This is a genomic window from Marinobacterium stanieri (assembly GCF_900155945.1).
Taxonomy (GTDB): domain Bacteria; phylum Pseudomonadota; class Gammaproteobacteria; order Pseudomonadales; family Balneatricaceae; genus Marinobacterium; species Marinobacterium stanieri.
This window is the reverse complement of sequence record NZ_FTMN01000007.1, coordinates 124,505-143,380: the sequence shown is the minus strand read 5'-3', so window position 1 is coordinate 143,380 and position 18,876 is coordinate 124,505. Positions and strand designations below refer to the sequence as shown.

General features: G+C 56.2%; 16 protein-coding genes and 1 pseudogene. 12 read left to right on the top strand and 5 right to left on the bottom strand.

Going from position 1 to position 18,876, the window contains the following annotated elements; all coding sequences use genetic code 11:
* Positions 1–4: 4 nt before the first annotated feature.
* Both BW956_RS15450 and BW956_RS15445 read left to right on the top strand, forming a co-directional pair.
* Positions 5–1,228 (top strand): EAL domain-containing protein, encoded by a 1,224-nt coding sequence (locus BW956_RS15450; protein WP_076463932.1) that lies wholly within the window; start codon positions 5–7, stop codon positions 1,226–1,228.
* Between the two features lie 228 nt (positions 1,229–1,456).
* Positions 1,457–2,953, top strand: coding sequence for a phospholipase D family protein (locus BW956_RS15445; protein WP_175612028.1), 1,497 nt, complete (start codon positions 1,457–1,459; stop codon positions 2,951–2,953).
* 88 nt (positions 2,954–3,041) lie between these two features.
* Here the strand turns inward: BW956_RS15445 and BW956_RS15440 are convergent, their stop codons facing one another.
* Genes BW956_RS15440 through purM form a run of 4 tightly spaced genes read right to left on the bottom strand, consistent with a single transcriptional unit; the run spans position 3,042 to position 5,746 of the window.
* Positions 3,042–3,302, bottom strand: a complete 261-nt coding sequence (locus tag BW956_RS15440; RefSeq protein ID WP_076463927.1) for a YfcL family protein — start codon at positions 3,300–3,302, stop codon at positions 3,042–3,044.
* Positions 3,299–4,024 (bottom strand): DUF3108 domain-containing protein, encoded by a 726-nt coding sequence (locus tag BW956_RS15435; protein WP_076463924.1) that lies wholly within the window; start codon positions 4,022–4,024, stop codon positions 3,299–3,301. Before BW956_RS15435 ends, BW956_RS15440 begins: the two co-directional genes overlap by 4 nt.
* Before the next feature lie 11 nt (positions 4,025–4,035).
* Complete coding sequence (gene purN / locus BW956_RS15430) at positions 4,036–4,686, bottom strand: phosphoribosylglycinamide formyltransferase (protein ID WP_076463921.1); 651 nt, start codon at positions 4,684–4,686, stop codon at positions 4,036–4,038.
* A gap of 1 nt (position 4,687) precedes the next feature.
* The gene (gene purM, locus BW956_RS15425; RefSeq protein WP_076463918.1) at positions 4,688–5,746 is read right to left on the bottom strand and encodes a phosphoribosylformylglycinamidine cyclo-ligase; all 1,059 of its coding nucleotides are present in this window, start codon (positions 5,744–5,746) and stop codon (positions 4,688–4,690) included.
* A 184-nt stretch (positions 5,747–5,930) separates the two neighbouring features.
* On the opposite strand from purM, the gene hda reads away from it, so the two are divergent.
* From hda to trhO, 4 genes are all read left to right on the top strand, one after another.
* Positions 5,931–6,617, top strand: coding sequence for a DnaA regulatory inactivator Hda (hda, locus tag BW956_RS15420; protein WP_010322760.1), 687 nt, complete (start codon positions 5,931–5,933; stop codon positions 6,615–6,617).
* Positions 6,618–6,683: 66 nt separating this feature from the next.
* Positions 6,684–6,926, top strand: coding sequence for a hypothetical protein (locus BW956_RS15415; RefSeq protein ID WP_076463915.1), 243 nt, complete (start codon positions 6,684–6,686; stop codon positions 6,924–6,926).
* Positions 6,919–7,716: a tRNA cyclic N6-threonylcarbamoyladenosine(37) synthase TcdA gene (tcdA, locus tag BW956_RS15410; protein ID WP_076463912.1), complete on the top strand. Its 798-nt coding sequence runs from the start codon at positions 6,919–6,921 to the stop codon at positions 7,714–7,716. The genes BW956_RS15415 and tcdA overlap by 8 nt, the downstream gene beginning before the upstream one ends.
* 97 nt (positions 7,717–7,813) lie before the next feature.
* On the top strand, positions 7,814–8,803 hold the full coding sequence (gene trhO / locus BW956_RS15405; protein WP_076463909.1) for an oxygen-dependent tRNA uridine(34) hydroxylase TrhO: 990 nt from the start codon (positions 7,814–7,816) through the stop codon (positions 8,801–8,803).
* Positions 8,804–9,082: 279 nt separating this feature from the next.
* Here the strand turns inward: trhO and BW956_RS15400 are convergent, their stop codons facing one another.
* The gene (locus tag BW956_RS15400) at positions 9,083–9,946 is read right to left on the bottom strand and encodes a prephenate dehydratase (protein WP_010322764.1); all 864 of its coding nucleotides are present in this window, start codon (positions 9,944–9,946) and stop codon (positions 9,083–9,085) included.
* 111 nt (positions 9,947–10,057) lie between these two features.
* Between BW956_RS15400 and trmH the strand changes: the two genes are divergently transcribed.
* From trmH to lhgO, 6 genes and pseudogenes are all read left to right on the top strand, one after another.
* Positions 10,058–10,762, top strand: coding sequence for a tRNA (guanosine(18)-2'-O)-methyltransferase TrmH (gene trmH / locus BW956_RS15395; RefSeq protein WP_010322765.1), 705 nt, complete (start codon positions 10,058–10,060; stop codon positions 10,760–10,762).
* A gap of 8 nt (positions 10,763–10,770) precedes the next feature.
* Complete coding sequence (locus BW956_RS15390) at positions 10,771–12,861, top strand: sensor histidine kinase (protein WP_076463906.1); 2,091 nt, start codon at positions 10,771–10,773, stop codon at positions 12,859–12,861.
* Positions 12,858–14,225 carry a sigma-54-dependent transcriptional regulator gene (locus BW956_RS15385; RefSeq protein WP_076463903.1) on the top strand — a complete coding sequence of 456 codons (1,368 nt, stop codon included), beginning with the start codon at positions 12,858–12,860 and terminating at the stop codon, positions 14,223–14,225. The genes BW956_RS15390 and BW956_RS15385 overlap by 4 nt, the downstream gene beginning before the upstream one ends.
* 176 nt (positions 14,226–14,401) lie before the next feature.
* Positions 14,402–15,430 carry a TAXI family TRAP transporter solute-binding subunit gene (locus BW956_RS15380; RefSeq protein ID WP_076463900.1) on the top strand — a complete coding sequence of 343 codons (1,029 nt, stop codon included), beginning with the start codon at positions 14,402–14,404 and terminating at the stop codon, positions 15,428–15,430.
* Positions 15,431–15,498: 68 nt separating this feature from the next.
* A pseudogene (locus BW956_RS15375) lies at positions 15,499–17,628 on the top strand (TRAP transporter permease).
* Positions 17,629–17,631: 3 nt separating this feature from the next.
* A complete protein-coding gene (gene lhgO, locus BW956_RS15370; protein WP_076463897.1) occupies positions 17,632–18,837 on the top strand; it encodes an L-2-hydroxyglutarate oxidase in 1,206 nt (401 codons plus the stop codon).
* Positions 18,838–18,876 lie beyond the last annotated feature (39 nt).

Below are 18,876 nucleotides of genomic sequence, written 5' to 3'. Positions count from 1 at the left end.
TGAAATGCAGCAGTCAGTCTTTCCCTGGTTCCAGCCGATCATTGAAATTGCGACAGGCCAGGTGTTGGGGTACGAAGCCCTGGCACGGCAGCGTGATGCATCGGGTGAAATTCAGTCGGCCGGTGGTGTCTTTTCCGATCCGAACCTCGACAGGGAAACCCGTCTTGAACTGGACAGAAGCGTTCGCCGTCAGGCGCTCACTGCGCTGGCTCAGGCACCGGAAGGCACCTGTCTGAGCCTCAATATCTCCCCCCAGTGGCTGAGCGAGCGGACCGAAGAAGATCCGCTGGTTACACTGCAGATGATGGAAGAGCTGGGCGTTGACCCGTCCCGCGTCATTATCGAGATCACCGAGCACGGTGGTTGTATCGAGCAGATTCGAGCGCTGGCAGCGCGCTATCGCAGCGCGGGTGTCCGTGTCGCGCTGGATGATTTTGGTACCGGTTTTCAGCAGTTGGACCGACTTTTGGCCTTTACCCCAGATCTGCTGAAAGTGGACATGAGAATGTTCCAAAATGGTGCGATGGGGCACCAGGAAAGTGCACTGCTTCATACCTTGGGTGACATGGCCTCCCGTTTGGGCTGTAAGCTGATTTTTGAAGGCGTGGAGACGCCGGAAGAGTTTCGTCTGGCCCTGCAGTGCAATGCCAGCTACATCCAGGGCTATCTGTTTGAGCCGGCACTGGCCGATTTTCTGCCGATCGATGCCAAGCGGGCTGAGGTAAACCAGTTGCTGCAGGGCTATCTCGAACGAATGGTCGAACAGTCAGCCCGCCGCCAGTGGCACCTTGAAGGCTTGCATAGCCAGTTGCTGGCCATGCGTGAGCTGCTGCTGGCGCATGATGGTGAAGGCGAAAGTGCCCTCAGCCAATACTGCCCGGACCTGGCAATACTGCGCTGCTTTGTCTGTGACCGTGAAGGTCACCAGGTTTCGCCCAACTACAACTATCGTGATGGCCAGTGGCTGGCCGACAGCAGTGTCATTGGTCATAACTGGAGCTGGCGCCCCTGGTTCTACCAGCTGGTTGCTGCCGAAGACTACTCACGCCGTATTCTCAGATCACCTCCCTATATGGATATCAGCGGCGGCCAGCGCTGCTTTACGCTCACGCTGGCGCTGGATGAAGACAGGGTACTTGTTGTCGATGTGGTTGATCAGCTTGGCGGCGACGCCGGCGTGTCGCCGCAAACATCCTTTCACAGTGATCTGATGCCCGATATGTCATGATGCTGGCCTGTTAGTCCCAAACGTATCTCGAATACCACATAAATACAGGCCAATTCCCTCTGTATGCCGGTGTTTACAGATAACACTATGTATAAACAGGGGGATTGCTTTAGTCTGTTTCCTGAGTGGACTATGTTTATCAGTAAAGATTGTTCGGGGTGCGTTTTGACAAGGACTTTGCGAGTATTGCTGTTGTCAGTGGGTGTTCTCTTGGGAGGATGTGGGGGCTTGCCGGAAAATACAGGACGTATGGCGTCACACAGTTTCGAGGATACGGCCGATACCACACTGGGTCGTGCGGCCAGTGCCCGTTTTAATGCGTCTACGGGTGAATCAGGCTTCCTGATGCTGGATCAGGGACTTGATGCCTTTGTCGCCCGTGTGGCGCTGGCGCGAACCGCTGAGCGCAGTATCGATGCCCAATATTACCTGCTTCACAATGACCTCACCGGCCATCTCTTTGTTAAAGAGTTGATGAAGGCAGCTGAGCGTGGCGTGCGCGTCCGCCTGCTGGTCGACGATATGGATCTGGCTGGGCGGGATGAAAGCGCAGTTGCCTTGCACGCCATGCCCAATGTTGAAGTACGCATCTTCAACCCCTTCGGTCGTGATACTAATCGCATGACCCAATTCGTAACCCGCTTTGGCAGTGTTACGCGCCGTATGCACAACAAGCTGTTTATTGTGGATGGCCAGGCGGTGATTCTGGGTGGCCGTAATATCGGTGATGAGTACTTCGAAGCCAATCCTGCACTCGCCTTTGGTGATCTGGATGTAATGGGGCTGGGTCCTGTTGCTCGCCATGCTTCTTCTGCGTTTGATGCCTACTGGAATCATTCACTGGCATATCCGGCGCCCACGCTGGCCGGTGAAAAGGGCAATGCCGCCGCAGTAGAGCAGCTGAAAGAGCGCCTGGAGACATTTATTGTCGAGCAGGGCGATGAAGGCGATCAGTACTTTGATGCCATGCGAAATTCCTCGTTGGCGGAAAAGTTGCGTACCGGGAAGCTCTCGCTGATTCCTGGCAAGGCTGAGCTGGTGGTCGATAATCCTGACAAGCTGATTTCTGATCGTACTCAGGCAGACCTGCGCCTGGGTCAATCTCTGGCACCTTATTTCCGTGAGCTGGAAGACAGCCTGATCATTTTCTCGCCCTATTTTGTGCCCGGCCGCGAGGGGACGGACTTTTTAACGTCTCTGGCAGAGCGGGGCGTGCGCGTTCGCATTTTGACCAACTCCCTGGCATCGACCGATGTGCCCGTTGTCCATGTGGGCTACGTACGTTATCGAAAAGAGCTGCTGCGTGCAGGGATCGAGCTTTACGAGATGGATGAGCAGTATGAAGCCAAGCGTCGCAGCTGGAATTACTTCACCGGTTCTTCCAAGGCCAGTCTGCATGCCAAGTCCTTTGTGCTGGACGACAAACGCGTCTTTGTCGGCTCATTGAACCTGGATCCGCGCTCGCTGATTGAAAACTCCGAGGTTGGTGTGGTGATTGAGTCCCCCGAAATAGCTCATAACATGGCCAAGTGGTTCGAGCGCGAGGTCAACAAGATCGCATTCCGTGTGAGTCTGGAAAAAGACGAAGACGGGGTGGAGCAGATGCAGTGGGAAAGCCAGGGAGAGGAAGGTGTTGTTCGCTTCGATGTGGATCCTTACACCTGTGTCTGGCAGCGAATGGGCGTCGGTATTATGCGTTTGCTGCCGATCGACTCTCAGTTATAACGCAACATCCGGGGCTGGAAGGCAGCAGCCCCGTTTGATCCTCCCGCACCGCTGCTTGAGACAGTGACAGTGCAGGCAGGGCCTTGTATCAGGCTGCGCAGATGGCCTGCCACAGAGACTGGATACCCGATTTGTCCTGGTCGCTGAGCTGATCCACCGCAAAGGCGCTGTTCAGGCTGTCTTCCACGCCCTGTGCGAACAGGGTGTCAGTTTCAGGTGCTTCCGCCGCAACCAGATTGAGATGACTAATCAAATAACTGCAGTAGAAAAGCTCGTCCGGGTTATCAAGGGCAGCCTGTTCGCGCTCCAGCAAACGGCGTTCAGTCAGGTCGATCAGGCTTTCGCTCATGGGGTCTCCAGGTTTTTCAAAAGCAGGGCATAGGTTTTGCCGTCGGATTCGGTCTGTTCCAGACGGACAATCAGGTAGTCCAGTTCGGGGGCAAACCAGATCAGCGTTTCACGGTCGGCGTTTTCACCCCGATCCCGCATGACGCGTACCGCGTTATAGGTGCCAAAGGGGGTCTCTATGGATTCTTCCCCGGTCACTTTAAAGCGGTATTCTTTCAGCTTGCCACCATCAGCCACCGAGTAGGTCATTTCGGTCTTGCCGGCCATCAGGTCCAGTCGCAGTTGCAGCTGATAACTCAGCTTGTCCTGAGTAGCTTCGGGTACGCTCATCTTCCAGGGCGTATCTTTCACCACGGTGGTGACGCGGTTGCTGTCCCAGTCAAAGTCGACGCTGGCCTTGCGGCTTTTGCCAAGAACCTTGCGATGGTAGCGGTAGCTAAGAGGTTTAATATGTTCGGAAGGCTGGTAGGTGAAGCGGGTTTTTTCGCTGATGCCGGCCATCAGGGCTGAAGCCTCGGATGAGAAGCTCCAGCCACCGTTGTCGAGGGGCTTTAGCACGCGAATGGCTTCGCCGTTGAGGGACACGCCCATATCAAAGGCGGTAGTGTAGACCGCCTTGAAACTGTTCAGTGGTATGCCTGGTTGTGCGTTACCAGTATCAGCCTGGGCTGGCGAGAGTGCCAGCAGCCAGCCGGCCAGCAGAGTCGTGACGCCCAAACGCATGGTGCTTCCCCTCAGGGTGCGGTGAACGGATAGCCTTGAGCACCAACGCTCTCACCATCCAGTAGCACACCCTCCGCAGTGAGTTTCAGGCGGTCGGCACAGAACCACTCAACCGCCAGTGGGTATATCAGGTGTTCCAGTGCATGAACCCGCTGCTGCAAACTATTCGCGGTATCCTCGGCACTGATATCAGTTCGTGCCTGTACGACCAGCGGACCGCCGTCCAGTTCCTCAGTGACGAAATGCACGGTACAGCCGTGCTCGTTGTCACCGGCCTCCAGCGCACGCTGATGCGTGTGCAGCCCTTTGTATTTGGGCAGCAGGGAAGGGTGGATGTTGAACAGACGCCCCTGATAGTGACGCACAAACTCCGGGGTCAGTATACGCATGAAGCCCGCCAGCACCACCAGATCAGGTGAGTAGCTGTCGATCAACTCGATCATCGCCTGATCAAAGGTTTCCCGGGATTCAAATGCCTTGTGATCCAGCAGGCGAGCCTCGACACCCGCCCGTTGGGCGCGTGTCAGGCCAAAGGCATCCGGACGGTTGCAGATTACGGCCGCAATTTGGCCGTTAATGCTGCCGTCCAGAGTTTGATCAAGGATCGCCTGCAGGTTGGAGCCGCTACCGGATATCAGTACTACAATCCGTTTTGGCGCCATCTCAGGCCTCCAGGCCGCGCAGCTCAACCTGTTCTTCGCCTGCTGTGGCGGCTTCGATCTGGCCAACAACCCAGGCGTTTTCACCTTCCTGCTGCAGCAGGGCGATGGCCGCTTCTGCTTTGTCAGCCGGTACGGCGATCACCATGCCGACGCCGCAGTTGAAGGTGCGGTACATTTCACGTGCGTCTACATTGCCTTCGGCCTGCAGCCACTTGAAGACGTCCGGCAGCTGCCAGGAGTTAACATCGATAACCGCCTTGGCAGATTCCGGCAGTACGCGCGGAATGTTTTCCAGCAGGCCGCCACCGGTGATGTGGGACAGGGCGTTAACCCGGGATTCCTTGATCAGCTTCAGCAGCGGCTTCACGTAAATGCGGGTCGGCTCCAGCAGGGCGTCGGCCAGAGTTTTGTCACCCATGGGCTGCTGCAGGTCGGCATTGGAGACTTCAATGATCTTGCGGATCAGGGAGTAGCCGTTAGAGTGCGGGCCAGAGGCGGCCAGACCGATCAGGGTGTCGCCCACCTGTACCTGGCTGCCGTCGATGATTTCGTCTTTTTCGACCACGCCAACACAGAAGCCGGCCAGATCGTAATCGTCACCTTCGTACATGCCCGGCATTTCAGCGGTTTCACCGCCGACCAAAGCCGCACCGGCCAGTTCACAGCCTGCACCGATACCGGTTACTACGTCAGCGGCCATATCAACATTCAGGCTGCCGGTAGCATAGTAGTCCAGGAACAGCAGGGGCTCGGCGCCCGCTACTACCAGGTCGTTGACACACATGGCGACCAGGTCGATACCGATGGTATCGTGTTTGTTCAGTTCCATGGCCAGGCGCAGCTTGGTGCCGACACCGTCGGTACCGGTTACCAGAACAGGCTTTTTATAGCCGCTCGGCAGTTCGCACAGTGCACCAAAGCCACCCAGTCCACCCATAACCTCAGGACGGGCAGTGCGTTTGGCGACACCTTTGATGCGTTCGACCAGGGCGTTACCTGCATCGATATCAACGCCGGCATCCTTGTAGCTCAGGGAAGTTTTTTCAGAACCTGTAGACATGGGTGAGTCAACCTTGTAAAGCGGTAGATAGTCGAGAAAAAATTATTGCGCTAGTTTATCAGGTTGCGTGCGCTCTGTGTTAGAGTTACGCGCTTCAATTGTCGGTCTGACAGCATTCGGTCCATTGTTGAGCCCAATAGACGCAGTAGTGATTCAGAAACAAACAAGCAGTTCAACCGCCCCCATGCAGCTTCCGTTGGGAATCGGCCTCAGAGATGACGCTCGTTTCGAGAACTTCGTGCGAGGTCGCAATGGGTTGGTATGTGATGCCCTCGAGAAGGCCACCAGTGGTGCGGGTGAACAATATCTATACCTCTGGGGACATGCCGGCACCGGCTGTTCGCATCTGTTGCAGTCCTGCTGCCATGCGTCCGACCCGGTGCGTCGCCGTGCCGTCTACCTGCCGCTGGCCGAACTCAAGGAGTATGGGCCTCGCATTCTGGAAGACTTCGATCAGCTCGACCTTGTCTGCATCGACAACCTGGAACAGGTAGCGGGCGATGCCGCCTGGGAAGAGGCGCTGTTCCATCTATATAACCGAATGCGTGCCAACGGCCATGTGCTGATCATTGCGGCCAACAAGCCGCCTGCCAAGCTGGGCATTCAACTGGCTGACCTGGAATCACGCCTTAACTGGGGCATGGTGTTCCAGCTCCAGGCGCTGGATGATGAAACCAAGGAAATCGCCCTTAAATCACGTGCTCAGGCCCGTGGTCTTAAACTCAGCGATGAGGTGGTGCGTTACCTGATGCATCATGGCAGCCGCAACATGGCACATCTGCTGGTTACCCTCGATAAGCTTGATGTCGCCTCATTGAGCGCCCAGCGCCGTATAACCGTTCCCTTCGTCAAGCAGGTGATGAACTGGTAAGCCCTGTGGCTGCACTGGTTTCGCCTGCTGGCTTAAGTCTCACTTCTGCATTATGATGCGCGCCCTATGACTACTGATCAAAAAACAGACAATCAGCGTGTGCCACGTGATTTTTCCGCACGTTCTGAAGAAGAACAGCAGCTGTTTCTGACCGATACCTGGTGCGACCACTGCCAGCAGCTTGGACTGGGCATGCGAGAGCCCGAGGAATATGAACTGTTCGGCATGGTCTTTATTGAAGGCCGCTGTTGCCAGTGTGGCGAGCCGGTGCTGACTGAACTGACCGAGGATGATTTTGACGATGAGTGAGGCTGTTGATCAGCGCTTCGGTGGTGTAGCGCGACTCTATGGTCAGGATGGCCTGGCGCTGTTTCAGCGTTCCCAGGTCGCCGTCATCGGTATCGGTGGTGTGGGCTCCTGGGTGGCAGAAGGGCTGGTCCGCTCAGGCATCGGTGAAATCACACTGATTGACCTGGATGATGTCTGCGTGACCAATACCAACCGCCAGATTCATGCCTGCAGCAGCACGGTCGGCGATTCCAAGGTGGCGGTGATGGCCGAGAGGCTGCGTGATATCAACCCGGACTGCCTGGTTCACGAGGTGGAAGCCTTTGCATCCCGAGAGAACCTGGATGAAATCCTGCATGACAGTCTGGACTATGTGGTTGATGCCATCGATAGCGTGAAAGACAAGGCTGCCATTATTGCCTGGTGCAAGCGCCGCAAGGTCCCGGTTATTACCATTGGTGGTGCCGGTGGTCAGGTTGATCCGACCCGTATTCAGGTCGCGGATCTGAGCCGTACTCATACCGACCCCCTTGCGGCCAAGGTGCGTTCCTTCCTTCGCCGACATTATCGCTTCAGCAGTAGTGGTCGTCGTTTTCAGGTCGAATGCGTCTTCTCTGAAGAACAGCTGCGCTACCCGCAGCCTGATGGCAGTGTCTGCCAGCAAAAAACCACCATGGAAAATGGTACCCGTCTCGATTGTGCCGGTGGTTTTGGTGCCGCGGTGGCCGTAACCGCAAGCTTCGGTTTCGTGGCCGTGTCCCGGGTACTGAAAAAAATACAGGAGCGTGCTGCCCGCGAGCAGTCGCTCTGACCGGTTGGTTTCTGACCGGTCCTATCACCTCGGGGCGAAAGCCCCGTCGATCCATGCTCCGGATTTACGCTCCGGACCGCAAGACAGGAAAAAGACCATGTCCAACAGCACCGTAGTTTGTGCTCTGTACAAATTTGTAACCCTTGATGATTTTGAACAGCTGCGCCAGCCGTTGCTGGATTTGATGCTGGCGCAGGAGGTGCGTGGCACCCTGCTGCTGGCAAAAGAGGGTGTTAATGGCACCATCGCAGGATCCCGTGCAGGAATTGATGCAGTGCTGAACTGGCTCAAATCCGATCCGCGCCTGGCGGAGCTGGATTACAAGGAATCCTTCGATGAGAGCAACCCCTTCTACCGGACCAAGGTGAAGCTGAAGAAGGAGATTGTCACCATGGGCGTTGAGGGTATCGATCCCAAGCGTGTGGTGGGCACCTACGTGAAGCCCAAGGACTGGAATGACCTGATCTCCGACCCGGATGTGGTGCTGGTGGATACCCGCAACGATTATGAAGTTCAGATCGGTACCTTCAAGAACGCGTTGAACCCGGATACCGAAACCTTCCGTGAGTTTCCTGCCTATGTGAAAGAGCAGTTGGATCCTCAGCAGCACAAGAAGGTCGCCATGTTCTGTACCGGCGGTATCCGTTGTGAAAAGTCCACGGCGTATCTGAAAGAGCAGGGCTTTGATGAGGTGTATCACCTGGAAGGCGGCATCCTCAAATACCTGGAAGAAGTGCCCGAAGAAGAGTCACTCTGGGAAGGCGAGTGTTTCGTGTTCGACAACCGCGTGTCCGTGAATCATCAGTTGGAGAAGGGCCAGTACGACCAGTGCCACGCCTGCCGCATGCCGATCACGGAAGAGGACAAGGCCAGCGACCAGTATGAGCAGGGAGTCAGCTGCCCCCATTGTCATGATCGACTGACCGAGCGTCAGCGTGAGCGTTTCCAGCAGCGTGAAAAGCAGGCCCAGTTGGCCAAGGCACGTGGCGAGACCCATATCGGTGCCGATGCCAATGACACTATCGAAAAGCGTCGTCAGCAAAAACTTGCCGAGCGTGAAGCTCAGCGTGAGCGCAGCGGTCAGTAAAATCCCTGTTGTTTGATGCGGCTAATTTGCTGCGTTGCACATAAAAAAGCCCCACTTCCGAAGAAGTGGGGCAAACAAAGTGCAAACAACTCAAAACGGCCAGAGTTGGAAGGGATGCGAGAGAGTTCGAGGAAGAGCAAGAGCCACCTCTCTCGCGTCCTGCTGGACAGGACACCCTAAATATCGTTCATTTTGTTGCATTGCACAATGCTTCTTTTAGACGGTTTTTGCCTAAAATGTTGCTACTTTTGTGCAATGCGGAATAAGGGTGAGTACTTATTACAGCTCAAGATTCATGCGGCTGAAGCGGAATGGATGAGCTTCATAGGTGCCGATGATGCGCACTTCCTCAGCAAAAAAGTTCAGCTCCTGCATGGCAAATTTCATCGCCTGCTCATGCGGATGCCCCTCAATATCCAGGTGGAAACTGGATACCTGCATGGTCTCGGAGGCCATGTAACTCTCCAGCTTGACCATGTTGACGCCGTTGGTGGCAAATCCGCCCAGCGCTTTATACAGGGCTGCCGGCATGTTGCGCACGCGGAACATGATAGAGGTCATGTAGCGGATATTGGTATCCAGTTGGGGGATCATCTGATCCTTGGACAGGATAATGAAGCGGGTGGTATTGCCGGTCTTGTCCTGGAAGTTCTCTTTCAGAATCTCCAGTCCGTAAAGTTCGGCCGCCAGGCTGGACGCGATAGCCGCGTGACCGGGCTGTTTGGTTTCAGCCAGTTCTGCCGCTGAGCCGGCCGTATCCAGGGCCGCAATGGGTTCAATACCCAGTGTCCGCAGGTTTTCGGCACATTGCGCCAGTGCCTGGGGGTGGGAGGAAACGGTTTTGATATCCTCCAGTTTGGTGCCCGGCAGGGCCAGCAGGCAGTGATTGACCGGCTCGAAGTGCTCGCCAATCACGTGCAGGCGGGTTTTCGGCATCAGTCGATAGATCTCTTCTACACGGCCGGCGGTGGAGTTTTCCAGCGGAATCATGGCCAGGTGAGCGTCACCGCGCTCGACCATAAACATCGCTTCTACAAATGACTCGCAGGCTTTGGGTGTCAGTTCCGGGTGAACGCGACGGCAGGCCAGATGAGAATAGGCGCCCTGATGGCCTTGATAGGCGATGATGGTGTTCTGGGTCATGGTGTCCATACATAGGCTGAAAAAACGAAGCCGACATTATGTCACAGCCAGCGAGAAGCTGAAAAAAATATCCATTTTTGCTAGTGTTGCTCGCCGTTGGAGGAACGCCTAATGACCCCGGAACGTGAACAGAAACTTCTCTCAGTGCTGCAGCGTCGTCAGCCTGACTTGACCCTGATTGCTGAACAGGTCCATAAACCCCGTAACATTTCCGCTCTGATCCGTAATTGTGATGCGGCGGGTGTGCCTGAAGTGCAGGTGGTTAAACCCAAAGAGGGGTACCACAATTACCGGGGTACGGCACTCGGGTCTGATCGTTGGGTGGATACGGCGCTGCATGAGACGCTGGACGACGCCGTGGACAAAGTGCGTGCCCAGGGTATGAAAATATACGCTGCACACTTCTCGGATGAGGCGGTTCCCTACCGTGAAGTGGATTACACCCAGCCCTGTGCCATCATTATGGGTGCGGAGAAAGAGGGTATCAGTCCACGGGCGGCAGAGCTGGCGGATGCTCACATTATTATTCCCATGCAAGGCGTGGTCAGCTCCCTGAATGTATCGACCGCTGCCGGCATTATTCTGGCCGAAGTGATCGATCAGCGCCTGCGAGCAGGGCTGTATGACCAGTCGCGTATGCCGATTGAATGGATTGCACGCAAAATGTTTGAAGCCCGCTATCCCAAGGTTGCCGAGTTCTGTCGTCGCCGCAGACTGGCATATCCGGAATACAGTGAGTCTGGCGAAATGCTGGCACCGGCTGACTGGAATGCCCAAGTGACGGCGGGTACTGCCCCTGTGCTTGAAAGCGCCTGACGATCATTGTGAAAACATTCTTTCCGCACCCCCTCAAATTGCCGCTTTGGTTGACGGTCACCCTGTATTCACTGCTTGTGTTGCTGTTGGCCTGGGGGGGCGGAAAGCTCTCCCGTGACTGGGCACTGACCTCGCTGCATGCCCAGGGGGCTGACCGACTCCTTTCCAGTATCAGTCAGATGCGGCTGGTCCTGAGCCAATACAATTACCTGCCTTTCCTGGTTGCACAGAACACCGATGTGCATCGTCTTCTGCAGCCCGATGCCAAAAACCAGGCGACAGTTAACCGTGTGCTGGAGCAGGTGAATCTGGTGGCGGGCTCTACGGCACTATTTGTACTTGACCGCGAGGGGCAGCCGCTGGCGTACAGTAACTGGCGCGAACCCCTTGCTCACCCCCGCAGTCCCGAGCGCAATGCGCGCTATTTTGCCCAGGCGCTGGCCGGTGAGCAGGGGCTGGAGCTTCGTTTCAATGCCGAAACAGGTATCGCCAGCCTGTACATGTCGGCGCCGATTTACACCGACCGTCTGGCCGGCGTTGCCGTGATGCGTCTGGATATGCCCCAGCTGCGCAAACAGCTGTCGATTGACTATCCGCTGGTCGTTCAATCCAAGCAAAGCGAATTGATTTTTGGCACCGTACCCGATTGGCCCTTGGAGCCTCAAGCACCGCTGCAGCTTGGTGAAGGACGAGAGTTACAACTGGTCTCACTGGGTCAGCAGCAGTGGATCGTGCAGCAGGTGCAACTGGATGATCTGGGCTGGCAGGTGGCTGTGCTGACGGATATCCGACCGGCCATAACCCAGTCGCGCACACTTGTAGGTGCGATTCTGGCAGTGGGCGTCGCGTTGGCACTATTGCTGCTGTATCTGCGTGAAACTCGTCACAAGAAGCGGCTGCAGCAGGAGCGCATGCGCGAACGTGCCCGCAGTGAAGCCCAGCAGCGCGATATCATCAACACGGCTCAGGTAGGGTTGATACACATCGACCGCAGTGGCCGCATTGAGTTGATCAATCCCATGGGCATGCAGATTTTCGGTGTGTCGGTAGAGTTGATCCGTCATCGTCCTGTGGTGGAGTTTCTGGAAAAGGGGTTTGATGCTCGTCCACTCAGAGCTGCACTGGATGCGCTGGGGACTGACCGTTTCCAGCCGTTAACCGGCCTTGAGGTGGTGGGTCAGCGTGCGGATGGCAGTGCCTTCCCGATGATGATCTCCATTCGCCAGATGGCAAGGCATCCAGAATTGGGCTACCTCGTCACCATCATCGATATCAGCCGCCGCAAGCGACTGGAGCAGGCACTGCGTGAAGCCAATGAATCGCTGGAGCAGAAAGTGGTCGAGCGTACACGAGCGCTGGAAGAAGCCCAGGCGGAGCTGGTTCAGGCGGGTAAGCTGGCTGCACTGGGGCGGATGTCAGCATCCGTGGTGCATGAGCTGAACCAGCCCATGACGGCGATGCGCACCTATTTGGCCATTGCCGAACGTCTGCTCGAACAGCCCGAGGCGCTTACTCGAAATTTGAAGCAGCAGGAACAGTTGCTGGACCGTATGGCGCTGATTACCGGCCAGCTCAAAACCTTCGCCTATAAAAAGCCTGAACGGATAGAGCCGGTGAGCCTGCACCAGGTGATGACTCAGGTGCTGCAGATGTTTCGTGGCCGCTTTGACGAGCTGGAGCTGCGACTGGAGTATCAGGCGCCCGATGCCGATCTGAGAGTGGCAGGTGACAATGCCCGCTATGAACAGGTGATGATCAACCTGATTAAAAATGCCTGCGATGCGATGGCCGGCCAGTCGGGTGAGCACAGGCTTTGGATCGGCATTCAGGACATCAGGGAGCAACTGGTGGTTCTGGAGGTGCGTGATAATGGGCCGGGTATCGCACCGGAGAATCTCCCACAGCTATTTGAGCCCTTCTTCACAACCAAGGAGGTTGGGCAGGGGCTTGGCCTGGGGCTGGCCATTGTCAGCAGTATCCTGCGTGACCTGGGTGGTGAGATTCAAGTGGTGGACACTGAGCAGGGCGCCTGTTTCAGGGTCGCCATGCCCGTGTTTCGGGACCCGAACGATTGCAAACATGAAGAGGCAGACACATGAACATTCAAGGCCGCGTATTGCTGGTTGATGACGAAGCGATGGTGCGTGAGGCCACCGGCCAGTGGCTGGAGCTGTCCGGGTTCAATGTGGACGCTTTCAGTTCGGCGGAGAGTGTTCTGCCGCATATCGACAGCCAGTGTGATGCTGTTCTGCTCACGGATGTCCGCATGCCGGGCATGGATGGTTTGGCATTGATGCAAGAGGCATTGAAGCGAGCGCCAGACCTGCCGGTGATTTTGCTCACCGCCCATGGCGATGTGGATATGGCGACCGAAGCCATGCGGGGCGGTGCCTACGACTTTATTGAAAAGCCCTACGTACCGGATCGACTGGTGGAAAGGGTGCAGCGGGCCTGCGAGAAGCGCAGACTGACGCTGGAAAACCTGCGTCTGCAGCAGAACCTGAATACCCGCAGCGACATTGATGCCCGTTTGATCGGTATCTCACCGGCCATTCAGCGCCTGCGGGGCGAAATCCTGGCACTGGCCGAGCTGGATACCAACGTGATCATCTATGGCGAGACCGGTACCGGCAAGGAACTGGTAGCCCAGTGTCTGCATGAATACAGCCGCCGCAACAAGCGCCATTTTGTGCCGATCAACTGCGGTGCCATTCCTGAAAACCTGATTGAGAGCGAGTTGTTTGGCCATGAGGCGGGTGCCTTTACCCATGCCGCCAAGCGCCGCATCGGCAAGTTTGAATATGCCAGTGGCGGTACGCTGTTTCTGGATGAAATTGAAAGCATGCCCCTGAATCTTCAGGTGAAGGTGCTGCGTGCGTTGCAGGAACACCAGATCGAACGCCTTGGGGCCAATGCACCAATTCCGGTCGACCTGCGGGTGATCGCGGCGGCCAAGGTCGACCTGCGAGATGACCCGGGGTTTCGCGAAGATCTGTTCTACCGTCTCAGCATGTCGGAGCTGCATATTCCTCCACTGCGTGAGCGGCTGGAAGATGTCCCGCTCCTGTTCGCGCATTATGTGCACCGGGGGGCGCTGGACCATAACCGGGAACCGCGGGAGTTGTCGGACCATGACATCCAGGCGCTCCAGGCCTATGCCTGGCCGGGCAATGTGCGAGAGTTGAAGAATATCGCGATTCGTTATGCGATCGACTCCCGCATAAGTCTGGTGGATCTGCTGTCTCGTCAGCAGCCGCAGATGTTCAAACCGGTGATGAACAGCACAACCTTGCCATTGGCGGTTCAGGTTGCCGATTATGAGTCACGCCTGATTCGAGATGCGCTGGAGCGTCACAAGGGAAATATCAAGGCTGTGATGGAAGAACTGGACCTGCCAAGGCGGACGCTGAATCAGAAAATGCTGCGCTATGGTCTCAATCGCGGTGATTTTACCGACGAATAGGCCATTTTTTGCTTACGCCCTAGAGGGGCTATCGGCCAAAAATTGCTTATTTGTTAAATTACTGAAAATAAAACTCTTTTAAATCAATGTCTTGTGTGTTTCCTGAAGTTGGCCCGTTTTCTGCTATACCTGTTGGTGTCAATACAACAACGAAAACGACAGTTAAGGAAATTACTATGAACCAAGGCAAACGCACCCTGATCAAGGCACTGGGGCTTTCTCTCACCGTTGGCGCGCTGGCAGGTACTGCAACGCTGGCACAGGCGGCTGACTCGCGTTCCTACATCCTGGCGACGGCCTCTACCGGCGGTACCTACTATCCGGTAGGTGTGGCACTGGCAACGCTGACCAAGGTGAAACTGGAGCCGACTCAGGGCATCTCCATGTCTGCGATCAACTCCGCGGGTTCTGGTGAAAACATCAAGCTGCTGCGTGAAAATGAAGCACAGTTCGCCATCCTGCAGGGTCTGTATGGTGCCTGGGCCTGGAGCGGCGAAGGCGCAATGGAAACCTCTGGCAAGCAGGAAGGTCTGCGCTCTGTCAGCATGCTGTGGCAGAACGTTGAGCATTTCGTAGTGCGCAGCCAGTATGCTCAGACGGGTACCATCACCGACCTCAATGGCCTGGAAGGTCAGAAGTTCTCCATCGGTAAAAAGAACTCCGGTACTGAAGGTTCAGGCCGCACCATCCTGGGTAACCTGGGTGTAAACGTTGACGGCTTCAACCTGGCACACATGGGTTACGGCGCCTCTGCTGATGCGCTGCAGAACGGCACCATCGACGGCATGAACATCCCGGCGGGCGTTCCGGCATCTGCAATTACCCGCGCTTACGCGGCCATGGGCGATGATATCCGTGTACTGGATTTCAGCGATGAGCAGATGGCTGAAGCCAATGGCAACTACAAGCTGTGGACCCGTTACGTGATCCCGGCCAACACCTACCCGGGTCAGACTCAGGACATCAACACCATGGCACAGCCGAACTTCCTGGCTGTTCGTGATGATATCAGCGAAGAAGATGTCTACATGCTGACCAAAACCATCTATGAAAACCTGCCGTTCCTGAACAGCATTCACAAGGCCACCAAAGCGATGGCACTGGAAAAAGCGATTGCCGGTCTGCCGGTTCCGCTGCACCCGGGTGCTGCACGCTACTACACCGAAATGGGCATCTCTATTCCGGACCACCTGGTCGCTGAATAAGCCTGCTCACAAGGATCGGCCATTTTTGGCCGATCCTCCTTTTGAATGCTGCAATCAGGAATGAAGTGATGTCTGCTTCCTCACACACCGACACGCAAACCGCCGAAAAGCTCAAATCCATGGAGCTGACCCAGCGTGATGAGCAGGGTGCCACCGGGCGCTTTGTTTACTGGGCTGGCGTACTCTTTGCGTTGGCACATATCTATTTCAACACTCTGGGGACCCTGTCCGAGCTCTGGGTGTCCGCTATCCATTTCTCCGGTTTTGCCCTGATCTGTGCACTGATGGTGCCGCTGTCAAAGAAACGGGCAAACGCCGGATGGGTGATCGGTCTGGATCTGCTGATCGGTGCCATTGCGGTGGGAACGACGTTCTACCTGATTCTGTTTGAAGATGCGCTTTATGAGCGTGGCGTACACTTCATAACCAGTGACTGGGTCGTCGCTGTGGTGGCGATACTGGTGGCGCTTGAAATGACGCGCCGTACCACTGGCTGGTTTATTCCCTGCTTGATTGTATTTGCACTGACCTATGTGTTCTGGTGGGGGCAGTATGTGGATGGCATGTTCAATTTTCCGGGCCTGAGCCTGGAAACCGTGCTTTACCGCAGTTATTTCTCGTCCGAGGGGATGTTCGGCTCCATTGCCCGAATCTCCTGGACCTATGTGTTCATGTTTATCCTGTTCGGCGCCTTCCTGGTGAAATCCGGTGCCGGCGACTTCATTATTGAACTGTCTCGCTGTGCCGCTGGCCGCATGATTGGTGGCCCCGGTTTTGTTGCCGTACTCGGTTCCGGCCTGATGGGCTCTGTATCCGGTTCTTCCGTTGCCAATACCGTATCAACCGGTGTAATTACGATTCCATTGATGCGCAAGGCAGGCTTCCCGGCGCGTTTTGCGGCCGGTGTAGAGGCGGCTGCTTCCACCGGTGGCCAGCTGATGCCGCCCGTCATGGGGGCCGGCGCCTTTATCATGGCGTCCTACACCCAGATTCCCTACGTGGAAATTATTGCGATCGCGGCGCTTCCGGCGTTGTAGTACTTCCTGTCCGTGGGTTTCTATGTGCGTGTAGAGGCGCGCCGCAGCCACGCCCATGCTGTTGAAATGGATGTGCGTCCGGTTAAAGAAGTATTGAAAGAGGGCTGGCATTGTCTGCTGCCGCTGGTAGTACTGGTGGCGTTGCTGATCTACGGTTTCACGCCGACCTATGCTGCGGGTATCTCCATCATCTCCGTTGTACTGGCCTCATGGATCTCACCCAAGAAGATGGGCCTGCGTGACATTCTGGACGCACTGGCGCAGGGCTCTCGCAACATGGCAACAACCGCCATGCTGCTGGTGGCCGTGGGTCTGGTGGTCAATGTGGTGGCGATGACCGGTATCGGTAACACCTTCTCGCTGATGGTGACCGATTGGGCCGGTGGCAGCCTGCTGATTACTCTGGTGCTGGTCGCTTTGGCGTCTCTGGTTCTGGGTATGGGCTTGCCGGTAACGGCGGCTTACATTGTGTTGGCGACCCTGTCAGCGCCGGCGCTCTACAGCCTCATGGCCGAGCGTGAGCTGATCGAGCTGATCGTGAACGGCAACCTGCCGGAAACTGCCAGAGCCATCTTCATGCTGGTGGATCCGAACAGCCTGACTGCGCTGGCTGCGCCCATGAGTGAAGCCCAGGCTGTAGCCTTGCTGGAACAGGTGCCACCCGACTTCAAGGGCCAGTTACTGGATCAGGCCATTAATGCCGATAAGCTGGCGATGATTCTTCTGGCTGCTCACATGATCATCTTCTGGCTGTCACAGGACTCCAACGTGACACCACCGGTTTGTCTGACAGCCTTTGCTGCGGCAGCTATCGCGCGTACGCCGCCGATGATGACCGGTTTCACCGCCTGGAAGATCGCCAAAGGCCTGTACATTGTACCGCTGCTGTTTGCCTACACCGGGTTTATTGGTGGCAGTATCGATGAAGTCCTGACCATTTTCGTGTTCGGTATTCTGGGCCTCTACGCCTTTGTCGGCCTGATGGAAGGCTACCTGGAAGGGCCGTTGAATATCGTACTGCGTATTCTCAGTGGTGCCTGTGCCGTGGGTCTGCTCTGGCCGCATGGTCAGCTGGTATTCGATCTGATTGCTGCTGCGGTGTTCATTGCTCTGTTCATTTACAGCCGTCGCCTGGCGCCTGCTGTGGAGGCGACTGCATAACCCATGAACAAGCAATTTGATTTTATCGTGATCGGTGGTGGCATACTGGGGCTGTCCACCGCCCGCCAGCTTCAGCAGCGCTTCCCGGGTCAAAAGGTACTGGTGCTGGAAAAGGAGGGTCGTCCGGCTCAGCACCAGACCGGTCACAATTCCGGCGTGATTCACGCCGGGGTTTACTACAAGCCGGGCAGCCTGAAGGCCAAGTTCTGTAAAGAGGGCAATGTGGCCACCAAGGCCTTTTGTCGTGAGCACGATATCCCCTTTGACGAATGCGGTAAGCTGCTGGTTGCAACCAACGAGGTTGAGTTGGAGCGCATGCAGGGGTTGATCGGGCGCTGTGCTGAGAATGAATTGGCGATAGAAGTACTCAATGCTGATCAGCTGAAAGCGCGAGAACCTAATATCACCGGTGTTGGAGGCATTTTCGTGCCTTCCACGGGGATTGTGAGCTATACCCGCATTTGCGAGAAAATGGCGGAGCTTGTGGTGGCTGATGGTGGCGAAGTCCATTTCAACTCGGAAGTGCGTGAGATTCAGGAAGGTACCGATCAGGTTGAAGTCACCACCAATAAGGTCCGTTTTCAGGGTGGTTTTCTGGTGGCCTGTGCTGGCCTGATGTCCGACCGTATTGTTCGGATGCTTGGGCAGGAGCCGGAGTTCAAGATCATTCCGTTTCGCGGTGAGTACTTCCTGCTGCCGCCGGAGCATAACCAGATCGTGAATCACCTGATTTATCCGATACCGGACCCGGATCTGCCGTTCCTGGGAGTACACCTGACGCGGATGATCGACGGCACGGTCACCGTTGGGCCCAATGCGGTACTGGCCTTCAAGCGTGAGGGTTACCGCAAGTCTGACTTCAGCCTCAAGGATATGTCTGAAATGCTGACCTATCCGGGGCTGCTGAAGATGCTGGCGCGTAATCTCAAACCCGGTCTTATGGAGATGAAGAACAGCCTGTTTCGCAGCGGCTATCTGGAGCAGGTGCGCAAGTACTGTCCTCAGCTGACGCTGGAGGATCTGCAGGCCTATCCGGCGGGGGTTCGAGCTCAGGCGGTTGCCAGGGATGGATCACTGGTGGATGACTTCCTGTTCGTTAACTCCAGGCGTGCATTGGTGGTATGCAATGCGCCTTCACCGGCGGCTACCTCGGCGATTCCCATTGGTGCCCACATCCTTGAACGGGTTGAGGAACAACTGGGCCGTTGAGTAGTCTCTGAAACAGGCCGGAGCAACCCAGTGTTGTTC

Excerpts from the sequence above, each read along its gene's own strand:
- lhgO (WP_076463897.1), top strand. The coding sequence starts at position 17,632 with ATGAACAAGCAATTTGATTTTATCGTGATCGGTGGTGGCATACTGGGG.
- BW956_RS15415 (WP_076463915.1), top strand. The coding sequence starts at position 6,684 with ATGACTACTGATCAAAAAACAGACAATCAGCGTGTGCCACGTGATTTT.
- trhO (WP_076463909.1), top strand. The coding sequence starts at position 7,814 with ATGTCCAACAGCACCGTAGTTTGTGCTCTGTACAAATTTGTAACCCTT.
- hda (WP_010322760.1), top strand. The coding sequence starts at position 5,931 with ATGCAGCTTCCGTTGGGAATCGGCCTCAGAGATGACGCTCGTTTCGAG.
- BW956_RS15440 (WP_076463927.1), bottom strand. The coding sequence starts at position 3,302 with ATGAGCGAAAGCCTGATCGACCTGACTGAACGCCGTTTGCTGGAGCGC.
- purN (WP_076463921.1), bottom strand. The coding sequence starts at position 4,686 with ATGGCGCCAAAACGGATTGTAGTACTGATATCCGGTAGCGGCTCCAAC.
- BW956_RS15380 (WP_076463900.1), top strand. The coding sequence starts at position 14,402 with ATGAACCAAGGCAAACGCACCCTGATCAAGGCACTGGGGCTTTCTCTC.
- BW956_RS15450 (WP_076463932.1), top strand. The coding sequence starts at position 5 with ATGCAGCAGTCAGTCTTTCCCTGGTTCCAGCCGATCATTGAAATTGCG.
- purM (WP_076463918.1), bottom strand. The coding sequence starts at position 5,746 with ATGTCTACAGGTTCTGAAAAAACTTCCCTGAGCTACAAGGATGCCGGC.
- BW956_RS15435 (WP_076463924.1), bottom strand. The coding sequence starts at position 4,024 with ATGCGTTTGGGCGTCACGACTCTGCTGGCCGGCTGGCTGCTGGCACTC.
- tcdA (WP_076463912.1), top strand. The coding sequence starts at position 6,919 with ATGAGTGAGGCTGTTGATCAGCGCTTCGGTGGTGTAGCGCGACTCTAT.
- BW956_RS15400 (WP_010322764.1), bottom strand. The coding sequence starts at position 9,946 with ATGACCCAGAACACCATCATCGCCTATCAAGGCCATCAGGGCGCCTAT.
- trmH (WP_010322765.1), top strand. The coding sequence starts at position 10,058 with ATGACCCCGGAACGTGAACAGAAACTTCTCTCAGTGCTGCAGCGTCGT.
- BW956_RS15385 (WP_076463903.1), top strand. The coding sequence starts at position 12,858 with ATGAACATTCAAGGCCGCGTATTGCTGGTTGATGACGAAGCGATGGTG.